This window comes from Nonomuraea maheshkhaliensis (assembly GCF_039529435.1).
Classification (GTDB): domain Bacteria; phylum Actinomycetota; class Actinomycetes; order Streptosporangiales; family Streptosporangiaceae; genus Nonomuraea; species Nonomuraea maheshkhaliensis.
On the sequence record NZ_BAAAMU010000105.1, the window covers coordinates 15,780 to 34,934 of the forward strand.

The 19,155-nt window shown below is 71.9% G+C and carries 17 protein-coding genes and 1 pseudogene; 6 read left to right on the forward strand and 12 right to left on the reverse strand.

What is annotated here, in order from left to right; all coding sequences use genetic code 11:
- Window positions 1-118 precede the first annotated feature (118 nt).
- The 3 genes from ABFX54_RS43035 to ABFX54_RS43045 form a co-directional block, all read right to left on the reverse strand.
- The gene (locus tag ABFX54_RS43035) at window positions 119-688 is read right to left on the reverse strand and encodes a hypothetical protein (protein WP_346112721.1); all 570 of its coding nucleotides are present in this window, start codon (window positions 686-688) and stop codon (window positions 119-121) included.
- Between the two features lie 265 nt (window positions 689-953).
- Entirely contained in the window at window positions 954-1,709 is a 756-nt protein-coding gene (locus tag ABFX54_RS43040; protein WP_346112722.1) for an ABC transporter permease, read from the reverse strand.
- Window positions 1,706-2,419, reverse strand: a complete 714-nt coding sequence (locus ABFX54_RS43045) for an ABC transporter ATP-binding protein (protein ID WP_346112723.1) — start codon at window positions 2,417-2,419, stop codon at window positions 1,706-1,708. The genes ABFX54_RS43040 and ABFX54_RS43045 overlap by 4 nt, the downstream gene beginning before the upstream one ends.
- Window positions 2,420-2,665: 246 nt before the next feature.
- Between ABFX54_RS43045 and ABFX54_RS43050 the strand changes: the two genes are divergently transcribed.
- Both ABFX54_RS43050 and ABFX54_RS43055 read left to right on the forward strand, forming a co-directional pair.
- Window positions 2,666-3,787 carry a sensor histidine kinase gene (locus ABFX54_RS43050; protein ID WP_346112725.1) on the forward strand — a complete coding sequence of 374 codons (1,122 nt, stop codon included), beginning with the start codon at window positions 2,666-2,668 and terminating at the stop codon, window positions 3,785-3,787.
- A 4-nt stretch (window positions 3,788-3,791) separates the two neighbouring features.
- Window positions 3,792-4,439 carry a response regulator gene (locus tag ABFX54_RS43055; RefSeq protein WP_346112726.1) on the forward strand — a complete coding sequence of 216 codons (648 nt, stop codon included), beginning with the start codon at window positions 3,792-3,794 and terminating at the stop codon, window positions 4,437-4,439.
- Window positions 4,440-4,581: 142 nt separating this feature from the next.
- On the opposite strand, the gene ABFX54_RS43060 is transcribed toward ABFX54_RS43055, so the two are convergent.
- Entirely contained in the window at window positions 4,582-5,637 is a 1,056-nt protein-coding gene (locus ABFX54_RS43060) for a LacI family DNA-binding transcriptional regulator (RefSeq protein WP_346112727.1), read from the reverse strand.
- A 325-nt stretch (window positions 5,638-5,962) separates the two neighbouring features.
- Between ABFX54_RS43060 and ABFX54_RS43065 the strand changes: the two genes are divergently transcribed.
- Window positions 5,963-7,993 (forward strand): beta-galactosidase, encoded by a 2,031-nt coding sequence (locus ABFX54_RS43065; protein ID WP_346112728.1) that lies wholly within the window; start codon window positions 5,963-5,965, stop codon window positions 7,991-7,993.
- Between the two features lie 41 nt (window positions 7,994-8,034).
- Here the strand turns inward: ABFX54_RS43065 and ABFX54_RS43070 are convergent, their stop codons facing one another.
- The 5 genes and pseudogenes from ABFX54_RS43070 to ABFX54_RS43090 all read right to left on the reverse strand — a co-directional run.
- Window positions 8,035-8,523, reverse strand: coding sequence for a DUF6221 family protein (locus ABFX54_RS43070; protein WP_346112729.1), 489 nt, complete (start codon window positions 8,521-8,523; stop codon window positions 8,035-8,037).
- A gap of 64 nt (window positions 8,524-8,587) precedes the next feature.
- Window positions 8,588-9,391 carry a TIGR02569 family protein gene (locus tag ABFX54_RS43075; RefSeq protein ID WP_346112730.1) on the reverse strand — a complete coding sequence of 268 codons (804 nt, stop codon included), beginning with the start codon at window positions 9,389-9,391 and terminating at the stop codon, window positions 8,588-8,590.
- 62 nt (window positions 9,392-9,453) lie between these two features.
- Window positions 9,454-10,419 (reverse strand): adenosine deaminase, encoded by a 966-nt coding sequence (gene add / locus ABFX54_RS43080; protein ID WP_346112731.1) that lies wholly within the window; start codon window positions 10,417-10,419, stop codon window positions 9,454-9,456.
- 60 nt (window positions 10,420-10,479) lie between these two features.
- Window positions 10,480-11,244, reverse strand: coding sequence for a class I SAM-dependent methyltransferase (locus tag ABFX54_RS43085; RefSeq protein ID WP_346112732.1), 765 nt, complete (start codon window positions 11,242-11,244; stop codon window positions 10,480-10,482).
- Between the two features lie 112 nt (window positions 11,245-11,356).
- A pseudogene (locus tag ABFX54_RS43090) lies at window positions 11,357-12,271 on the reverse strand (RNA polymerase sigma factor); the annotation flags it as partial.
- Window positions 12,272-12,458: 187 nt separating this feature from the next.
- Between ABFX54_RS43090 and ABFX54_RS43095 the strand changes: the two are divergent.
- Window positions 12,459-13,187, forward strand: a complete 729-nt coding sequence (locus ABFX54_RS43095; RefSeq protein ID WP_346112733.1) for a TetR/AcrR family transcriptional regulator — start codon at window positions 12,459-12,461, stop codon at window positions 13,185-13,187.
- Window positions 13,188-13,382: 195 nt separating this feature from the next.
- Here ABFX54_RS43095 and ABFX54_RS43100 read toward each other — a convergent pair whose 3' ends face one another.
- Both ABFX54_RS43100 and ABFX54_RS43105 read right to left on the reverse strand, forming a co-directional pair.
- Entirely contained in the window at window positions 13,383-14,813 is a 1,431-nt protein-coding gene (locus ABFX54_RS43100; protein ID WP_346112734.1) for a WS/DGAT/MGAT family O-acyltransferase, read from the reverse strand.
- Between the two features lie 25 nt (window positions 14,814-14,838).
- A complete protein-coding gene (locus tag ABFX54_RS43105; protein ID WP_346112735.1) occupies window positions 14,839-15,888 on the reverse strand; it encodes a winged helix DNA-binding domain-containing protein in 1,050 nt (349 codons plus the stop codon).
- A gap of 9 nt (window positions 15,889-15,897) precedes the next feature.
- On the opposite strand from ABFX54_RS43105, the gene ABFX54_RS43110 reads away from it, so the two are divergent.
- Together ABFX54_RS43110 and ABFX54_RS43115 are read left to right on the forward strand one after the other, a co-directional pair.
- Entirely contained in the window at window positions 15,898-17,076 is a 1,179-nt protein-coding gene (locus ABFX54_RS43110; protein WP_346112736.1) for a cysteine desulfurase-like protein, read from the forward strand.
- A 53-nt stretch (window positions 17,077-17,129) separates the two neighbouring features.
- Entirely contained in the window at window positions 17,130-17,966 is an 837-nt protein-coding gene (locus tag ABFX54_RS43115) for a DinB family protein (protein ID WP_346112737.1), read from the forward strand.
- A gap of 29 nt (window positions 17,967-17,995) precedes the next feature.
- Here the strand turns inward: ABFX54_RS43115 and ABFX54_RS43120 are convergent, their stop codons facing one another.
- Complete coding sequence (locus ABFX54_RS43120; protein WP_346112739.1) at window positions 17,996-18,955, reverse strand: EamA family transporter; 960 nt, start codon at window positions 18,953-18,955, stop codon at window positions 17,996-17,998.
- Between the last annotated feature and the right edge of the window lie 200 nt (window positions 18,956-19,155).

Below are 19,155 nucleotides of genomic sequence, written 5' to 3' on the forward strand. Positions count from 1 at the left end.
TGGGGCGTTACACCCCACCCCGACGACCGATCGGCAGCCGTACGTGAAAAGGGGCGCCCCCGCCGGTGGAGGGGCGCCCTTTCGAGCGTGCGGCCGGACTACGGCCGGTGGGGGGAGGTCAGCCGGTGGGCTTCTTGACGGAGACCGGCTGGGTCACGGGGTGAGTGTCCTTCTCGGCCCAGGAGCCGGTGGAGAAGGCGACCGGGTAGTTTTTCCGGCCGACCCCGTCGCCCCACTTGGTGACGACGTAGTCGATCTTGATGTGGCCCTCGCCGCCGATGCCGTCCACGCCCAGGGTCTCGGGGTTGAAGCGGCCGCCGGTCAGCTCGGCGAAGGTCTTGGCGTCCAGGTCCAGCATCACACCACGGTTGGAGGGGTCGCCCGGGCCCCGGTCGCCCACGAAGAAGGGCAGCTTCTTGCCCTTGTAGACGACGTAGCCCTCGGTCATGAGCGGCCAGCTCGGGCTGGCGGCCAGGCCCTTCTGCATGGGCTTGCCCGCGGCGGGCAGACCGGTGTCTCCGGCGCGGCCGGAGGAGTCGTCCCAGAAGTAGGACGCGGTGGTCGAGCCTTGCAGAACGCCTCGCTGTCCGGTGCCGGTCTCGGCGTGCGCGGTGGCGGCCGAGCCGATGGTCACCGCGGTGACGGTGGAGGCGGCGAGCAGAGCGATGGAACGCAGGCGAGCAGACATGAAGAAATTCAGGTCCTTTGTTAGGGGACGGGAACTTGCGCTCGCGGACGAACGTAATCTGGGCAGCGCGCCGTGACGGACGCTGCGTGGAGCGCGGCTGGATCCACGGAGGTCGGGATCCGGAGGTCCGGCGGGCCCACTTCGTCGAGACGTGACGCGATGGATCCTTCACCGGGGAACGAGGTCTACGTTACGATCCGAATCGGACAAACGCAAACAAAACCCCATGAAACTGGCAAAGATCTACGTTGCTGGTAAAGGGACGTCAGCGCACTTCCTTCCTCAGCACCCGCAGAACGCCCACTCCTGCGGGGATGACGATCCAGAGCACCACCGACACCACAAGCCGCGCGGTGTCGGCGCCGGTCAGGCCGGAGCTCATCAGCACGCTGATGGTCCTGTTGGGGTCGAGCCACTCCCCCGCCGACTCGCCCACCGGGCCGAGCCGGCCGACGAAGCTCCACAGCATGGGATTGACCAGGTAGATCACGATCGCGGCGGGCGCGTTGAGCAGCAGCAGGCCCAGGGCGAGCCCCTGCGCGGTGGACACGATCGTCGTCGCGATCCAGCCCAGCACCTGGCCGGGGTCGAGCTCCCAGGCCGCCTGCCCGCCGTGGGCGGCCGCGGCGACGGCGGTCGCCGGCACGGCCACCAGCAGCGCCAGCAGGCACGCCGCCACGGCGGCGACCAGCACGGGCAGGCACTTGGCCGCCAGCACCCGGCCTCTGCGCGGCTCCAGCGTGAACGTGGTCAGCGCGGTGCGGTGGCTCCACTCCCCGGTCAGCGACAGGATGCCCAGGACGGGCAGCAGCGTCCCCGAGGCGATCCCGGCCGTGCCGGCCAGGGTGAACAGGTCGGCCGGACCGCCGTACAGGGCCCGGCCGACGACGAGCGCCACCGCGACCGCGATCAAAACGCCCATCATGATCATGCTGGTGCGCGTGTCGAGCAGCTTGCGGGTCTCCACCCGCAGCAGCCTGCCGAAGGGGAGGTGGTCCGCGGTCGGCGTGTCGGTGGTCATGCCAGGCTCCGGTCTGCGTGGCTGGTGAGTTCGAGGAAGGTCCGTTCGAGGTCGCGGCCCCGGCCGAGCTCGGCGAGCGTGCCCTCGGCCAGCACCCGGCCGGCGCCGATCATCACGATGCGGTCGGCCACCTGCTCGACCTCGTGCAGCAGGTGGGAGCTGAGCAGCACCGCGCACCCCGAGCCGGCCAGGTCGCGCAGCAGCCCGCGCATCCAGTGGATGCCCCGGGGGTCGAGGCCGTTGGCCGGTTCGTCGAGGATGAGCGCCCTGGGGCGGCCGAGCAGCGCGTGGCCGATGCCCAGCCGTTGCCGCATGCCCAGCGAGTAGCCGCCGACGGGCCGCCGGCCCTCCTTGGGGCTCAGGCCCACCAGCCGCAGCACCTCGTCGGCGCGCGAGCGGGGCAGGCCGAGCATCATCGCGCCCAGGGTCAGCACCTCGCGGCCGGAGCGGCCGGGATGCTGGGCGCCGGCGTCGAGCAGGGTGCCGACGTCGTAGCCGGGTCTCTCCAGCTCGGCGTACGGCCGCCCCAGCACGGTGGCCCTGCCCGAGGTGGGGCGGGACAGGCCGGCCAGGATCCGCATGGCGGTGGACTTGCCCGCGCCGTTGGGACCCAGGAATCCGGTGATCGTGCCCGGCTGGACGGTGAAGGAGACCTCGTCCAGTGCCTTCACCTCGTGGTACGCCTTGCTGAGGCGGTGGAATTCAATCACGGGTCAAGTTCACCGAAAAGGCGGCCGGATCTCATCGGTCCTGGGTCCAGCGTTGAGGGCGAGAATGTGGACCATGGTCGGCAGTGAGGTGGACCTGGGGTGCTAAAGCCCTGGACAGAAGGTCTCTAGGCTGGGAACGTGCAGGACCACCCCGACGACCGCCGGCCGTCCCCAGGAACAGGGCCGCCGACCTCCGAAAGCTCCCCTCCGGTGGCCGGAAGCGGCCTTCGTGCAGGGGCCGGCCGGATGCCCGTGGCCGATCGGCTCGGCACCGTCCTGCTCTATCTGTTCGCCTCGCTCCCCCTGCTCCTCTACCTGGTCATCCTGACCACGCTCGCGCCGGGGCGGCCCGAGTCCGGCGACCAGCGGCTGCTCCTGGACATGGGCGTCGGCGTGGCCGGTCTGATCGTGCTGGGGCTCCGTGCCAGGTGGCCGGTCCCGGTCACGCTGGCACTAATCCTGCCGACCGTGTTCTTCTTCACCGTCACGGGCCCCGCCCTGGTCGCCTTCGCCTCCCTGGCCACGCACCGCCGCTGGCGGCAGGTCGTCCCGGTGGCGGTCGTCTTCTGGCTCTGCACGCTCGCCTCCACCCGCTGGCAGGACGGCTGGGCGCTGACCCTCGTCTTCGGCGCGATCGGCGCCGCCGTGCTCGGCGTGCTCACGGTCGTGGGCCTCTACCTGCGCGGGCGCCGCGAGTGGGCGGAGGCGCAGCGGGCCGCGGCGGTGGCGGCGCAGGAGCACCGGGTCGAGCAGGCCAAACTCGCCGAACGGCTGAAGATCGCCCAGGAGATGCACGACGTGCTCGCGCATCGGATCTCGCTGCTGACGATGCTCGCGGGCGGCCTGGCCTACCGTAAGGACCTCGGCCCCGAGGAGATGCGCGAGACCGCGCTCGCGATCCAGGACAACGCGCACCAGTCGCTCAACGAGCTGCGCGCCGTGCTCGGCACGCTGCGCCGCGACGGCGGCCTGGAGGCGCCGCAGCCGACGCTGGCCCACCTGGAGGCCCTGTTCGAGGAGGTGCGCGCGGCCGGGCAGCGGGTCGAGGTGGACGACACCGTGGCGGGCAGGGAGCACTTGCCGGCGCAGACGGGCCGGCACGCGTACCGGATCGTGCAGGAGGCGCTCACCAACGCGCGCAAGCACGCGCCGGGCAGCCCCGTGCGGGCCGAGCTCGGCGGGCGGCCGGGCGCGGGGCTGCGGATCCGGGTCAGCAATCAGGCGCCGGCCGGCGACGCGGCCGGGCCCGGCGGGCGGCTGGGGCTGGTCGGGCTGGCCGAACGCACCCGGATGGCCGGCGGCATGCTCGACCATGGCGTACGGGACGGGCGCTTCGTCCTGGACGCCCTGCTGCCGTGGGAGGCTTGAGCTCGTGATCCGAGTGGTGATCGTGGACGACGACCCGATGGTGCGCACCGGGCTGCGCCTGATCCTCGGCGGTGAGCCCGACCTCGACCTCGTGGGCGAGGCGGCCGACGGGAAGCGGGCCATGGCGGTGATCCGCGACCTGCGGCCCGACGTGGTGCTGATGGACATCCGCATGCCGGAGCAGGACGGCCTGACCACCACCGAGCTGCTGCTGTCCCGGCCGTCCCCGCCCCGCATCCTGGTGCTGACCACGTTCGACGCCGACGACATGGTGATGCGGGCGCTGCGGATCGGCGCCCACGGGTTCCTGCTGAAGGACACGCCACCGCCGAAGATGATCGAGGCCGTGCGGGCGGTGGCGAAGGGCGAGCCGGTGCTGTCGCCGAGCGTCGCCCAGCAGGTGATCGCGGCCGCCACCGGCCGTCATGAGCCGCATCGTCCCGAGGCGGCCCGCGAGCTGGCCGCGCTCACCGAACGGGAGCGCGAGGTCGCGATCGAGGTGGCCAAGGGCAGCTCCAACGCCGAGATCGCGCGGGACCTGTCGGTGAGCGTGGCCACGGTGAAGGCCAACGTCACCCGCATCTTCGCCAAGCTGGGCACCGACAACCGGGTCCACGTGGCCAACAAGGTCCGCGACGCCGGACTGCTCTGACCCCTCCCGGAGAGCCGCACCTTCCGGAGGCCCCGCCTGCCGGGGCCCCTGCCGGAGGCCGGCTTTCGCGGCTCAGCGTCCTGAGGTCCGGTTTCCGGAGGCTCGCGTTCCGAAACCGGCGCGGGCCGTTCGTCCGCAGGCGCTAAGGACGAGCCCGGCCGGCCGGGCTCCCCGGTGATCGGGCCGGATCGGGGTGGAGCCGGGCGGTGCTGCCGCGGACGACGAGTGTGGTGGCGAGCTCGATGCGGGTGCCGGCGGGCGCTCGCGGATGGGTCAGCTCCTCGGCGACGAGCCGTACCGCTTCGTTGGCCATGTCGTCGAGCGGCTGGCGGACGGTGGTGAGCGGCGGCGAGAGCATGTCGCACAGCATCGAGTCGTCGAACCCGACCACCGACAGCTCGCCGGGCACGCGGACGCCGCGCTCGGTCGCGGCCTGGTAGACGCCGGCGGCCTGGAGGTCGTTGCCGGCGAAGACGGCGGTCGGCGGGTCGGCGCGGTCGAGCAGGTCGCCGCCGATCTCCTTGCCGCCGGTGACGAGGAAGTCGCCGTAGCGGGCGAGCGCGGGGTCGGAGTCGATGCCGAACGTACGGTGGGCGGCCAGGTAGCCCTCGTACCGGTCGAGCGTGCACTGCGTGTCGAGCGGCCCGCCGATGAACCCGATCCGGGTGTGCCCCAGCTCCAGCAGGTGGGTGGTGGCCATGACGCCGCCCAGCCAGTTGGTGGCGCCGACCGAGGACAGGCGCGGGTCGCGCTGCCCGACCGGGTCGACCAGCACCAGGGGCACGTGCAGCAGCTCCTCGATGGCGGCGATCTCGCGCTGGTCGGCGCGGGAGAGCACGAGGACGACGCCGTCGGTGTTGCGCTTGCGCACCATCCCGATCCAGCGCCGCAGGTCGAAGTCGGAGCGCGCGGACGAGGTCAGGACCAGCGAGAACCCCCACCGCGCCGCCGCCTTCTCCGCGCCGCCGATGAGCACCTGCGCCCACGGTGAGCCGAGTCCTTCGATGAGCAGGTCGACGACGCCGGCCCTGGGCCTGCTGGGCGCGCGCGGCGCCTCGTAGCCGGAGGTTCTGACGGCTTCGAGCACCTTGTCCCTGGTTGCGGCGGAGACGTGTTTCTTGCCGCTCAGGACCTTGGAGACCGTGGGCACCGACACTCCGGCGGCCGCCGCGACGTCGGCCAGCGTGGCTCTGCGCACCGGACCTCCCGTTGTGCCGTGGTGCCGCGTCTCGACGGCACAGGAGACGAAAACTTTCGGCGGTCGAGATCGGCCTGGGTCGACCCGCTGACCTGCCGATGTCGCCGTAGGCCGAGGACTGTTGACAGTGCTACGAGCGGGAGCCTAGCGTAACGACCCAGCAATGTCACGGTCATCTTTCGGAAACAGAGTCCGAAACTTTCTGATCCAGCGGAGGCGCATGGCAGGGGCCGGGCCGAGCAGTTCTGTCAGCGCTATCAACGCCGGGGGCGCGTGCGCGAGGCGTGTCCGACCCAAGGACCGAAGAACCATGGGAGCCACCGAGATGTCACGCATGGAAGCCTTCCGCCGGCGCGTGGGCGGTTTCGCCTTCGGCGGGGACTACAACCCCGAGCAGTGGGACCGCTCGGTCTGGCGCGAGGACGTCCGCCTCATGCGCGAGGCCGGGGTCAACGCCGTCAGCCTGGGCGTCTTCGCGTGGGCCTCGCTGGAGCCGAAGCCGGGCACGTACGAGTTCGGCTGGCTGGACGAGGTCATGGACCTCCTCCACGACCACGGTGTCAGCGTCAACCTGGCCACCCCCACCGCTGCGCCGCCCGTCTGGCTCACCCACCTGCACCCCGAGGTCTTCCCGATCAGGGAGGACGGGCAGCCGTTCGGCTTCGGCAACCGCCTGCACTACGACCCTTCGTCGCCGATCTACCGCGAGTACGCGGCCCGCATCACCACCGAACTCGCCGAACGTTACTCGTTCCATCCGGCGCTGGCGATGTGGCACATCAGCAACGAGTACGGGCCCACGTCGTTCGGCCCGGCCGCCGGGGCCGCGTTCCGGCGCTGGCTGCGGCGCAGGTACGGCGACCTCGACCGGCTGAACGAGGCGTGGACCACGCGGTTCTGGGGCCAGGTCTACACCGACTGGGAGCAGATCGACGTGCCGCACATCCCGCGTACGTGGATGAACCCCACCCGCCGGCTCGACTTCAAGCGCTTCACCTCGGACGCGCTGCTGGAGTGTTACCTCGCCGAGCGGGACATCGTGCGCTCCTACCGCGACGACGTCCCCGTCATGACGAACTTCATGCGCTTCTTCCGCCACGCCGACTACTGGAAGTGGGCGCCGGAGGAGGACGCGGCCGCGCTCGACATCTACCCCGACCCGGCCGAATCCGACTCGCACGTGTCGGCGGCCTTCAACTACGACCTGTTCCGCTCGCTCAAGGGCGGGCAGCCGTGGATGCTGATGGAGCAGTCCAGCAGCGCGGTCAGCCAGTGGCGGCTCAACGTGGTCAAGGAGCCGGGGCGGATGCGGCTCGGGTCGCTGCAGGCGGTGTCGCGGGCGGCCGACTCGGTGATGTTCTTCCAGTGGCGGGCCGGCAGGGGCGGGCAGGAGCGCTTCCACTCGGCGATGCTGCCGCACTCCGGGCCCGATTCGCGTACGTTCCGCGAGATCAGCGATCTCGGGCGGGAGATGAAGCTGCTGGCCCCCGTGGCCGGCACGCGCTCGCAGGCGGAGATCGCGATCGTGTTCGACTGGGACGGCTGGTGGGGGCTGGAGGAGGTGTTCGGGCTGCCGCGCAGCGACTTCAGCTACACCGACACGGTCATGCGGCACTACACGCCGCTGTGGGAGCGGCACCACGCCGTGGACGTCGTTCCCCACGGCGGCCCGTCCGACGGGTACGGCGGGTACAAGGTGCTGATCGTGCCGAACGCGTACCTGATCGACGACGAGGGGGTGGCCCGGATCCACGAGTTCGCCAGGAACGGCGGGACGGTGATCATGTCGTTCTTCTCCGGCGTCGTGGACGCCGACAACCGGGTGCGGCCGGACGGCTATCCGGGAGCGTTCCGCGAGCTCATCGGGGCCAAGATCGACGAGTACTGGCCGGCCAGGCCGGACGAGGTGTTCGCCGTGTCCTTCGCCGACGGGGGCTCCGCGACGGCCACGTGGTGGCGTGATGACCTGCACCTGGAGGGCGGCACGGCGCTGGCGAGGTACGCCGACGGGCTGCTCGCGGGACGGGCCGCCGTGGTCGAGAACCGGTACGGGGCCGGGCGGGTGGTCTACTTCGCGACGTTGCTGGAGCAGGGCGCGTTCGACGACGTCGTGGCCCGGGTGGTGGCGGAGGCCGGGGTGCGGTCGCGCTTCGAGGGGGTGCCGGCGCACGTCGAATGCACGGTGCGGGGGGACGACGCGTACGAGTACGTGTTCCTGCTCAACCACAGCGCGGCCGACAGCGTGTCCGTGCCCGTGGGCGGGGAGGGGACGGATCTGCTCACCGGGGCTCCGGTGTCCGCCACGGTGTCACTGGCCCCGCTGGGCGCGTCGGTGATCCGGATCGCCCGCGGCTGACGGCGCAGGCGGGGACCCGGTCCCCGCCGTGCCGCTCGCCCTCACGGCCGCCATTCGTCCCGGTAGCCGGGGTGATCGGCGTAGGGGGCGGCGAGATCGCGCAGGTCCGGGCACGGCCACGGCTGTCCGTCGTACTGGCAGCGGAGCGCGCCGTCCGGCTCGGCTCCGGAGGGTGACTCGGCGTCCTGAAGCGGGCCGGCCTCTGCCGATGGGGCGGGGGTGTGCCGGGCCAACGTACGGCGTCCGGCCTCCGTCTCGCGCAGGGCGCGCGCCGGGTCGTGGCCGGCGATGTACTCGGCGTCCTTGGCCGACTGCGCGTGCCCGGCGTCGCCGGTGATGCAGACGGCGCCGCGGAAGAGCGACATGCCACCGTAGCCGACGAACTCCTGCCCGTTGGTCATGGTGACGAAGTCGTCGCCGTCGTACCACTCCTTGCCCGGGTCGTACGACCACGGGCCCGGCGTCGCGTCCCGTGCCCCGCGCTCGTCTTCGTCGAGCCGGGCCCGTATGAATGTGATCAGCTCGTCCATCAAGCCCCATTCTCCTCCGTACGGCGCCCAGCCGGGGCGAGCCGGGGCCCCGGCGTGAACGGGCTCAACCGGCGTAAGCGAGCGCGACCTCGATCGCCGGGTGGTGGGCCGCGATCTGGTCCCGGGTCCAGCCCTCGGGCCCGTGCACCAGGTCAAGGGTGACGATCCGGTAGATGAGTGCACGTATCAGCATCTGCCCCCATTCGGGCAGGTGAGCCCAGCGGTCCGCGAGCGCGGGAGAGGCGCCGTACCAGCACAGGGCGGCGGCGACCGCGACGGGCGCGGCCCACGAGGCCGGCCGCCAGTAGACGGGCCAGTCGATGATGGCCGGTGGCAGGCCGCCGGCGAACAGCACGTTGCCGGGCAGGTCGCCGTGGACGGCCTGGCAGGGCAGGTCGACCGGGCGGCGGGCCCGTACGAGCGGCTCCAGCAGCCCCGCCGCCGCGCCGGGGACGGGCAGCTCCTCCCAGGCCACGCGATCGCCTTGGGCCCAGGGGTCGTCGCGCCGGTCGAGGAAGCCGGGTCTGGGCAGGTGCGCGATCGCCTCGTGGAAGGCGGCCCCGGTACGCAGCACGTCGTCCTGCCGCCGGACGTCGGGCACGCCGGGGATCATCCTGGTCGCCTCCCAGCCCTGGCTCACCCAGCCGCCGCCGGCCGCCTCGACAGGCCGGGCCACCCGGAAGTGCGGCGATTCGGGCAATCCGGCGAGCACGCCGGCCCGCCAGAGCGTCTCGGGCAGGAAGCCGACCTGCTTGAGCGCCAGATCGCCGGCCCGCCATGCCCCGCCCATCCACATCGGCTCCCCCGCCGCCCCGAAGGCGGCGAGCACGTCCGGAGGCGGCGGCGCCTCCCCTTCCGGAGCGTCCATCGCCTCAGGCGCGGGCCATCCGTCAGCGGGCCGTCCGGCGGAGGAGGGCAGGTCGTCCGGGGTCATGCGGCGCCCGCATCGCCCGGGGCCGCCAGCCAGGCGTTCACCCCGGCCCTGAGCTCGGCCTTCACGTCGATCGGGGCGAACGAGGCGTCGATGGAGGCATGGGCCAGATCGGCCAGGTCCGCGTCCCCATACCCGAAGACGTCACGCAGCCGGGCGTACTCGTCGGCCAGCGCCGTCTCCCCGTCCGTGTTGATCGTGACCGTCAGCCCCGCCTCCCGCATCCGCGGCAGCGGATGCTCGGCCAGCGACGGCACCAGCCCGAGCAGCACGTTGGAGGTGGGGCAGACCTCCAGGGGGACGCCGCGCTCGCTCAACTCGGCCACGAGGTCGTCGTCGTCGAGCACCCGGATGCCGTGCCCGAGCCGGTCGGCGCGGCCCGGGCCGAGCGCGTCGCGGATGCTGTCGGCCCCGGCCGACTCGCCCGCGTGGTGCACCAGATTGAGCCGGGCGTCCCAGGCGGCGGCGAAAACGTCGGTGAACGGGGCCAGCGGATAGCTCTCGTCGCCCGCCAGCCCGATGCCGATCACCTGCTCGTGCCGGGTGGCCAGCCGGTACGTCTGCCACAGCCGCTCCACCGGCCGCCGCCGGGAGTGGTCGAGCAGCACCCGGCAGTCGATCCCGTAGAGCTCCCGCCCCTCGGCGAGCCCGTCGAGCACCGCCCGCAGCGGCATCTCAGGGTCGCCCACACGCTCCCCGTGCGCGGCGGCGGTGAAGGTCACCTCGGCGTAGCGGGTGCCCTGGGCGGCCTCGTCCTCGCAGAACTCGACCGCGATCCGCCGGAAGTGCTCGGCCGTGCGCAGGACCTCGCGCACCTTGGCCCGCTGGTCGGCGAACTCCCTGAAGGTCGCGAACGTCCCGCCGTGCTCGGGCGGGCCGCCCAGCTCGCGCACGGTCCGCGGGCGTACGGTGCTCTCCAGGTGAACGTGCAGGTGGGCCTTGGGCAGGGCGCGGACGTCTCTCACGTGAGACGACCCTATGCGCTGCCGGAGACGCCGCGCATCCGGTTATCGGCCGGCGGCGGCTCAGCCGGCCCGGCGGCGGGTGATGCGGATCTTCGACTGCTTGTGCCGGTTCTCCCAGTCCTCCATGAAGACCGCCCGCAGCCCGTGCTTCTCGGCCAGCGCGATGAGGGTCTCGGTGCGGTAGTAGAAGTCCTCCCGCAGCACCTGGTGCTCCTTGCCCTCGGTCCGGTCGAAGGTGAAGTCGAACCAGGCGTCCGGCTTCATGATCCGGCCCACGTGGGCGAAGCACTCCTCGATCACGTCGGGCGGGGAGTGGGAGAAGACGCTGTGCGCGTGGACGACGTCGAAGTACTCGTCGGGCAGGAAGGCGAAGCGCAGGTCGCGTACGGGGGTCAGGTAGGGCAGCTTGTCGCCCAGCCCGTGCTTGACGATCGTGTCCTGGGCCGCCATGAGGATGTCGGGCGAGATGTCGATGCCGTAGTAGTTGCCGGTGTAGAGGTAGCCGACGAACAGCCGGCCGGCCCGCAGGTTGCCGCAGCCGATCTCCAGCATGCGGCATTCGGGCTTGAGCCCGTGTTCGAGCAGGTAGTCGAACTGGAGCCGGCCCAGGGCCAGCCACCGCTTGTGGGTGTGGGACCCGACGGCGCCCTCGGGGTCACGGGCGGTGTCGGACTTCATGACCGCCCGGTAGTAGGCGACGTGGTCGCGCGTACGCAGCCTGAACCACGTGTCGCGGGCCAGCCGCCGCAGGTGGGGCAGGATCTTGTGGGGGTTCTTGGTCGCGTACGTCACCTGGTGGACGAGGCTCGAACGGGAGCGTTTCACGCCTTGGAATGTAGGTCACCGTGGAGGGGGCCCGTAGGGCAACGGCGACACTCTTGAGTTCCCGTTTGCGCAGCCTTTCAGTCCGCACCTCGTACCAAGCGGCGAGCCGGGGTCAGCTCAGGTAGTCGCGCAGCGCCAGCGACCGGGACGGATGGCGCAGTTTGGACATGGTCTTGGCCTCGATCTGGCGGATGCGCTCGCGGGTGACGCCGTAGATGCGGCCGATCTCGTCGAGGGTCATCGGCTTGCCGTCGTTGAGGCCGTACCGCATGCTGATCACTCCCGCCTCGCGCTCGGAGAGCTGGTCGAGCAGCGAGTGCAGTTGCTGCTGGAGCAGGGCGAAGGAGACGGCGTCGGCCGGGGAGACGGCCTCGGTGTCCTCGATGAGGTCGCCGAACTCGCTGTCGCCCTCGTCTCCGAGCGGCGTGTGCAGGGAGATCGGCTCGCGGCCATAGCCCTGGATCTCGCTGACGCGGTCGACCTCGAGCTCGCACTCCGTGGCGATCTCCTCGGGGGTGGGCTCGCGACCGAGCTCGCTCTGCAGGCGGCGCTGGGTGCGCGCGACCTTGTTGATCAGCTCCACCATGTGCACGGGGATGCGGATCGTCCTGGCCTGGTCGGCCATGGCCCTGGTGATGGCCTGCTTGATCCACCACGTGGCGTAGGTGGAGAACTTGTAGCCGAGCCGGTAGTCGAACTTCTCGATCGTCCGGATCAGGCCGAGGTTGCCCTCCTGGATCAGGTCGAGGAAGAGCATGCCGCGCCCGGTGTAGCGCTTGGCGATGGACACCACCAGCCGCAGGTTGGCCTCCAGCATGCGGCGCTTGGCCTGCGCGCCGTCGGCGGCGATCCACTCCAGGTCGGCGCGCATCTCGTCGGACAGGCCAGGCTCGGTGTCGAGCCGCTCCCTGGCGAACAGACCGGCCTCGATCCGCTTGGCCAGCTCGATCTCCTGCTCGGCGGTGAGCAGCGGCACCCGGCCGATCGCCTTGAGATAGACCTTGACCGAGTCGGCGCCGACGCCCGCACCGCCCTCGGCAACGTTGTCGTCCAGTTCAAGAACCTCTGCTGCTTGGGACAAAACTCACTCCTCGCTCGCTTTGGGGGCTGTGGACGGCGACATAAACTTAGGTCGCACCCAACATTAGGTTGCCTTCAAAGAAGAGTCAACCTAAAATAAGGTCGAACCTAAAATTTTGTGGAAGACTGCGGCTATGAGCATCGACACCTTGGGCTTGAGGGAACAGAAGAAGCGAGAGACCAGGCAGGCCATCTCTGACCACGCTACCCAACTGTTCCTGGTGCGCGGTTTCGACCGGACCACCATCGCCGACATCGCGGCCGCCGCGAGGGTGGCCAAGATGACCGTGACCAACTACTTCCCGCGCAAGGAGGACCTGGCCCTCGACCACCACGAGGAGTTCGTGGCGGGTCTGGCGCGGGTGGTGGCGGACCGGCCTCCCGGTGAGTCGGCGCTGGAGGCGGTGCGCCGGGAGTATCTGGCGGCGGTGGAGCGGCGTGACCCGGTCATCGGCTTCACCGGGCCCGCGTTCGCCCGGATGATCGCCGACAGCCCGACCCTGGTCGCCCGCCTGCGCGACCTGCACGAGCAGCGCGAGCTGGCGCTGGCCGCGCAGCTGACGGCCGAGGCCGAGGCGGCCGGAGGTGATCCGGTCGTGGCCCGCGCCGTGGCCGCCCAGCTCGCGGCGGCCGACCGCCTGCTCTTCCGCGACCTGCACGAACGCATGCTGGCCGCCCTTCCGAGCGCCGGCGACCAGAAGACCCCGCGCCAGGACGGCCGAGAGACGGACCAAGGGCGGGGCGACGACGACAGCGACGGCGACAGCGACGACGACGAGCTGATCGCGAAGGCGCTGGACGGCACCGCGCGCCGGGTGTTCGGGCTGCTGGAGCCCGCGATCGGCGCGTACGCCGTCCGCTGAGCACACCGCCGGCCCGGTCAGCGCATCAGCCCTTCGCGCGACCCCACCCGTACCCCTCTCCGCCGGACCCCGGCACAGTACCCTCACTTGGGCCCTCACTTGGGCCCTCCCTAGGCCCCTCCTTAGGTTCCCCCGCTCGCGCGGCCGAAAGCCTCTGGACGCCAACCATTCGCCGCCCCGGCCCGGCCGCGGGGGTCACCGCGGCGAGCCGGCCTCCGCCTCGCGCAGCTCGTCCAGGGCCTCGCGCAGGTCGCCGGCCAGCTCCCAGGCGTCCGGCACCATCTCCCTGTCGGTGACGACGCCGATGTCGAGCGAGCCGTCGTAGGAGAAGGCCGTGATGTTCACGCCGCCGCTCACGTCCGTGATCACCGAGACGGGGTAGTGACTGAGCAGCCGCGCGCCGCACACGTACAGGGGGAACTGCGGCCCCGGCACGTTCGAGACGATCAGGTTGATCGGCGGCGCCGCCTGGCCCACGAGGTCGAACGCCGAGCGCGAGGCCAGCCCCATGAGCGCGGCCGGCATCGACTCGCTGAACTCGCGCAGCCACCGCGCGGGAGACAGCGAGAAGCGGTCCTTGATCCGGTGCATGGCGTGCCGTACGTGGTACAGCCGCTCGACGGGGTCGGCGAGGTGCACCGCCAGCGGCGCGGTCATGATCGCCACCTGGTTGCCCGGCCCCTCCTCACCGACCGCCCGCAGCGAGAACGGCACGCCCGCCACCAGCGGCTGGTGCGGCACGCCGCCGTGCGCGGCCAGCCACCGGCGCAACCCGCCCGCGCACACGGCCATGACCACGTCGTTGACGGTCACCCCGAACGCCTTGCGCACCCGCTTGATCTCCTCCAGCGGCAGCGAGACGAACGCGAAGCGCCGGTGCGCCGACAGCGGGCCGCTGAACGGGGTCCGGGGCGCGGGCAGCACCGGCAGATCCGGCACCCGGCCGCTGCCGGCCAGCCGGCGGGCCAGGCTGGAGACGGTCGCCGCGCCGGGGAGCCAGGAGATGACGGGGATCTCGTCCAGGTGCGGGATGGCCTGGGCGGCGAAGCGCACGGCGTGGGCGGGGTTGCCCGCCAGCCTGGTCAGGCCGCGCACCAGCATGCCCACCGGCCCGGGCGGCGGCGGGTCGTGCTCGGGCTCGCCCTCGGGCGGCGGTGCGGGTTCGGGCGTGAGGTCGAGCAGCGCGGCCAGCACGTCGGCGCCGCCGACCCCGTCCACGGCCGCGTGGTGGATCTTCGTGTAGAGGCCCATGCGTCCGCCGGACAGCCCGTGGATCAGGTAGATCTCCCACAGCGGGCGGCCGCGGTCGAGCCGGCGGGCGTGCAGGCGGGAGACCTGGTCGGCCAGCTGCCGCTCGTCGCCCGGCGGGGGCAGGCCGATCTCGCGTACGTGGTAGTCGAGGTCGAGGTCGTCCTCCTGGGTCCAGTACGGGTGGTCGAGCCCCAGCGGCACCGGCGCCAGCTTGCGCCGCATCGCGGGCACGTACGGGAGCCGCTGCTGGAGCAGGGCCTGAAGCTCGGCGCGGTTGACGTCCCGGTCGAGGATCGCCAGGCCGGCGATGTTGGCCGGGTTCGTGGCGGTCTCGAAGTGCAGGAACTGCGCGTCGAGGGCGGTCAGCTGCGGCATCGTCACACCTCCGTCCCCGAACCAATCAGACCGGATCCGCCAGTTCAAGCGAGCGCGTCGCCGCGTCGGGCTCGGCGAAGGCCAGCAGCCGCAGCCCCTCCTCCTCCAGCGGCTCCAGCCCGGCCGGTCCGAACGGGCTGACGAGCAGCCTGGCCTTCCTGCCCGACCGTCTGATCTGCCAGGTCCCGGCCGCGAACCCGTCGACCAGGTAGACGGCCCGCACCCGCAGGTTCTTGGTGACGACGAGGCTCTTGTGCTCGTCGGCCAGCACCCGGGTCCGGTCCGCGTGGCCGAGGATCAGCGTGTCGAAGTCGGGCAGGAAGCGTACGGGCGCGGGCACGTCACCGCCCGGCCGCGGCGCCCCCGGCAGGTCGAACAGCTCCCTTCCGGCGAAGTCGGTCACCCTGTCCAGCTCCATACCCTCCATGACCTTGCGCAGTCCGCTCAGCCCCGACCAGGTCTGCACGTCGGCGGGGGTGGCCGGGCCGAAGGCGGCCAGGTAGCGCTCGATCAGGGCCGGCCTGCCCGCGGGCGCCGGTTCGATGCCGGGCAGCCCGAACGCCGCCTCGCGCGGGAAGCTCCACCGGTCCGCGGTCGGCTCCATGATCAGCGGGGTGAGCATGCGGACGGCGTACCCGAGCGCTCGGTCGTACGCGCCGGGGAACTCCTCCAGCAGCCGGGGCCGCAGCTCGTTGAACGTCATGGGCCCCGCCGCCAGCAGCCGGTCAGCCGCGGCCACCACCGCCGCGAAGTCGATCCCGTCGAAGCGCCGGGCCGCGGCGGCCAGCACGGGCGCCACCTCCGGCCGGAACGCGGCGAAGTCCGCCGCCGTCACCAGGTGCAGCGTGGCCCGCCACAGGGTGGCCCGGATCAGCGTGCGCGCGTGCAGCGCCACGTGCAGGTGGTCGCGTTCGAATCCCTCCAGCCGGGTCCACACCCCCAGGTAGGGCGGGCGCGGCTCCTGCGCCTGCAGCCCGGCCAGCCGGTGCACCACGTCGGCCGCGTCCCCCTGGTGGCGGGAGAGAAGATGCTGACGGGCCAGCGTGGCACGGTTGAGGTCGCGGAGGCTGAGCATCTACATATCATGCCCTTCCCCATCAAAGAGGTACGCGCCACGTACCCCGCGCTGTCCGACGGTTACGCCTATCTCGACGGCGCGGCCGGCACGCAGACCCCTCGGCCCGTGATCGACGCCATCGCCACCGCCTACCGGACGGGGATCGGCAACGTGGGCGGTGCCTTCCCGGCCAGCCACCGCTCCGACGCCATCGTGGCCGCCTGCCGCGCCGCCGTGGCCGACCTGGTCGGCGGCGACCCCGGCGGCGTCATCCTCGGCCCCAACATGACCACGCTCACCTACCGCCTGGCCGGGGCCATCGCCGGTCCCGGCGACGAGGTGGTGCTCTCCCGGCTCGACCACGACGCCAACGTGCGGCCATGGACGCAGATCGGCGCCACCGTACGCTGGGCCGAGGTGGACCCGGTCACCGGCGAGCTGCCGGTCGAGCAGTACGCCGATCTGATCAACGAGCGCACCCGGGTGGTCGCCGTCACCGCGGCGAGCAACATCCTCGGCACCCGCCCCGACGTGCCCGCCATCGCCGAGCTGGCGCACCGGGCCGGCGCGCTGATGTACGTGGACGGCGTGCACGCCACCCCGCACGGCCCGGTGGACATGCGGGCGCTGGGCGCGGACTTCTACGCCACGAGCGCGTACAAGTGGTCGGGCCCGCACATCGGCGCGGTGATCGCCGACCCGGCGCTGCTGGAGACGATCAGGCCGGACAAGCTGGCCTCCTCGCCCGACACGGTGCCGGAGCGGTTCGAGAGGGGGACGGCGGCCTTCGCCGACCTCGACGGGGTGACCGCCGCCGTGGACCACCTGGCCGCGATGGTGCCGGGCACGGGCAGCCGCCGCGAACGCCTGCTGGCCTCGATGAGCGCCGCCGAGGAGTACGAGACGGCGCTGTTCTCCGTGCTCCTCGGGGAGCTGGAGACGATGCCGCACGTCACCCTGTACGGCAAACCGGCCAGGCGCACCGCCACCGTGTACTTCAACGTGGCCGGGCACACGCCACGCCAGGTGGCCGAGCACCTGGCCAAGCGGGGCGTCAACGTGTGGAACGGGCACAACTACGCCTGGGAGCTGACCGGCGTGCTGGGCATCCGCGACACGGGCGGGGCGGTGCGCGCGGGCCTGGCTCACTACAACGACCGCTCCGACGTCGACCGGCTCCTGGAAGGGGTGGCCCGCCTGGCCTGAACGCTGGCGGATCCGGAAGCGGATCGTCCTGAACCTGTCCTAACGTGACGGTCATGACCTCCGAATTCCACGAGCAGGACCTGACAGGGGCACGCTTCGAGGGCGTGACCCTGTCGGGCGCCACCTTCCGCAAGGTGTCGCTGGACGGCGCGAGCATGCGGTCGGTCGACTTCTCCGGCGCCCGGATCCGCGGCGCCCTGCTCAAGGACACCCGGCTGCGCGGCGTCGAACTCGTCGACGTCGAGATCAGCGGCGAGCTGGGCCGCGTCGTCGTGAACGGCGTGGACATCGCGCCGCTGGTCGACGCCGAGCTGAACCGCCGCATGCCGGACCGGGCGAGGATGCGGCCCGCCGACGCCGACGGCTTCCGCGAGGCCTGGGCGATCCTGGAACGGCTGTGGTCGGAGACCGTGGCGCGGGCCAGGACGTTCCCGGAGGAGTCGCTGCACCGCGAGGTCGACGACGAGTGGTCCTTCATCCAGACGCTGCGCCATCTCAACTTCGCCACCGGCGCCTGGGCGGGAAGGATGATCCTCGGCGACCTCTCGCCGTGGCACCCGCTGGACCTGCCGTGGGACGACGCGCCGCAGCGGAGCGGCTTTCCGTGGGACCGCGCGGCCCGGCCCTCGCTCGACGAGGTGCTCGCGATCCGCGGCGAACGCCAGGCCATGGTCCGGCGCGTCATGGAGTCGCTCACGGACGAGCAACTGGCCTCCGAAGTGTCGCGCCCCGAGCCGGGCTGGCCGCAGGCCGAGGGTTTCCCGTTCAGGAACTGCCTGCGCATCATCCTCAACGAGGAGTGGGAGCACCGGCTCTACGCCGAACGCGACCTGACCGTCATGGAGAAGGAGGGCCCGGGACAGGCGCCCGTCCCGGAGGACAAGGACTGACCTTCCTCCTGGAGAAGGACTGGGGCGGGCTAGCGGCGAGCCGCGGCCGGTTTCCGGGGGGCTCCCAGGCCGGTGGCGGTCTGGGCCAGCAGCGCGCCCGACAGCAGGATCAGCCCGCCCACGATCTGGAACCCGCCCAGCCTCTCCCCCACCAGCGCCCAGGCCACCACCGCCCCGCCGACGACCTCCAGCGACGCCACGGTGACGGCCACGGCGGCCGACAGCCGCCGCACGGCGTTGACGCCCATGATGTACGCGATCACGGTCGCGACCAGCACCATCCACAGGTACGCCGGCAGCACGGGCAGCCGCTGGCCACCGGCGGCGGGCGTGACGGACCTTGTGAACGCCTCCCACGGCATCGCCCAGGGCCGCGCGAACGGGATCAGCACCACGGCCGCCCCCGTCATCCCCCAGGCGACGAGGCCGAGCGGATCCATCTCCGCCCCGAAGCCATCGTTCATCAGGAAATATCCGGCGGAGCACGCCGCCGCCAGCAGCCCCAGCACCAGGCCGACCGCGTCCAGCCGTATCTCCTGCCACGCCTCGGCGACGATCCCGAGGCCCACGATCGCGACGACCGCCCCGGCGTACGCGGCGGGTGCCGGCCGGGCTCCGCGTACCAGCCGTACCCAGGCCACCACCATCACGGGCGCCAGGTAGACCAGCAGCAGCGCGATCCCCACCGGCAGGCGTGTGATCGCGGCGAAGTACAGGGACTGCACGCCGGCCACCGCCATGACCGCGTACAGGCCGACGAACGCCACCCTGGAGCGCGGAATCCGCAACGCCCGCGGCCTGACCACGGCCAGCGCCGCCACGAGCAGCAGCCCCGCGCCCGCCATCCGCGCCCACACCGCCTCCATCGGCGCCAGGCCGGCGGCGTCGAGGTATTTGGCCATCGGCCCGGAGAACGCGAAGCACCACGAGGATCCGAACGCGAGCGCCGGCCCCGCGTACCGCACCCCCGTCACCTGCCCTGACATCATGTCCAGCGACGCTGACACATCGGGCATCGGCCAAGCAATCGGATATCGCCGCCCTGGTCTTCAGCGGTTCTCCGGTGGCCCCACGGCGCGTCTACGGTGGCTCGCCTGCTCGGCTCAGAGGTTCGTTCGATCGGCGTAGGCGCTCAGGTGGCGGACGGCCGTGCGCAGGTCGGCGGCGGCGGTCACGCAGGCGGCGTGGC

What these genes read in the sequence shown, in the direction of transcription:
- ABFX54_RS43115 (WP_346112737.1), top strand. Translation starts at nt 17,130, where the DNA reads ATGACCTCCGAATTCCACGAGCAGGACCTGACAGGGGCACGCTTCGAG.
- ABFX54_RS43035 (WP_346112721.1), bottom strand. Translation starts at nt 688, where the DNA reads ATGTCTGCTCGCCTGCGTTCCATCGCTCTGCTCGCCGCCTCCACCGTC.
- ABFX54_RS43050 (WP_346112725.1), top strand. Translation starts at nt 2,666, where the DNA reads ATGCCCGTGGCCGATCGGCTCGGCACCGTCCTGCTCTATCTGTTCGCC.
- ABFX54_RS43100 (WP_346112734.1), bottom strand. Translation starts at nt 14,813, where the DNA reads ATGCCGCAGCTGACCGCCCTCGACGCGCAGTTCCTGCACTTCGAGACC.
- ABFX54_RS43110 (WP_346112736.1), top strand. Translation starts at nt 15,898, where the DNA reads ATGCCCTTCCCCATCAAAGAGGTACGCGCCACGTACCCCGCGCTGTCC.
- ABFX54_RS43120 (WP_346112739.1), bottom strand. Translation starts at nt 18,955, where the DNA reads ATGATGTCAGGGCAGGTGACGGGGGTGCGGTACGCGGGGCCGGCGCTC.
- ABFX54_RS43105 (WP_346112735.1), bottom strand. Translation starts at nt 15,888, where the DNA reads ATGCTCAGCCTCCGCGACCTCAACCGTGCCACGCTGGCCCGTCAGCAT.
- ABFX54_RS43065 (WP_346112728.1), top strand. Translation starts at nt 5,963, where the DNA reads ATGTCACGCATGGAAGCCTTCCGCCGGCGCGTGGGCGGTTTCGCCTTC.
- ABFX54_RS43040 (WP_346112722.1), bottom strand. Translation starts at nt 1,709, where the DNA reads ATGACCACCGACACGCCGACCGCGGACCACCTCCCCTTCGGCAGGCTG.
- ABFX54_RS43070 (WP_346112729.1), bottom strand. Translation starts at nt 8,523, where the DNA reads ATGGACGAGCTGATCACATTCATACGGGCCCGGCTCGACGAAGACGAG.
- ABFX54_RS43075 (WP_346112730.1), bottom strand. Translation starts at nt 9,391, where the DNA reads ATGGACGCTCCGGAAGGGGAGGCGCCGCCGCCTCCGGACGTGCTCGCC.
- ABFX54_RS43095 (WP_346112733.1), top strand. Translation starts at nt 12,459, where the DNA reads ATGAGCATCGACACCTTGGGCTTGAGGGAACAGAAGAAGCGAGAGACC.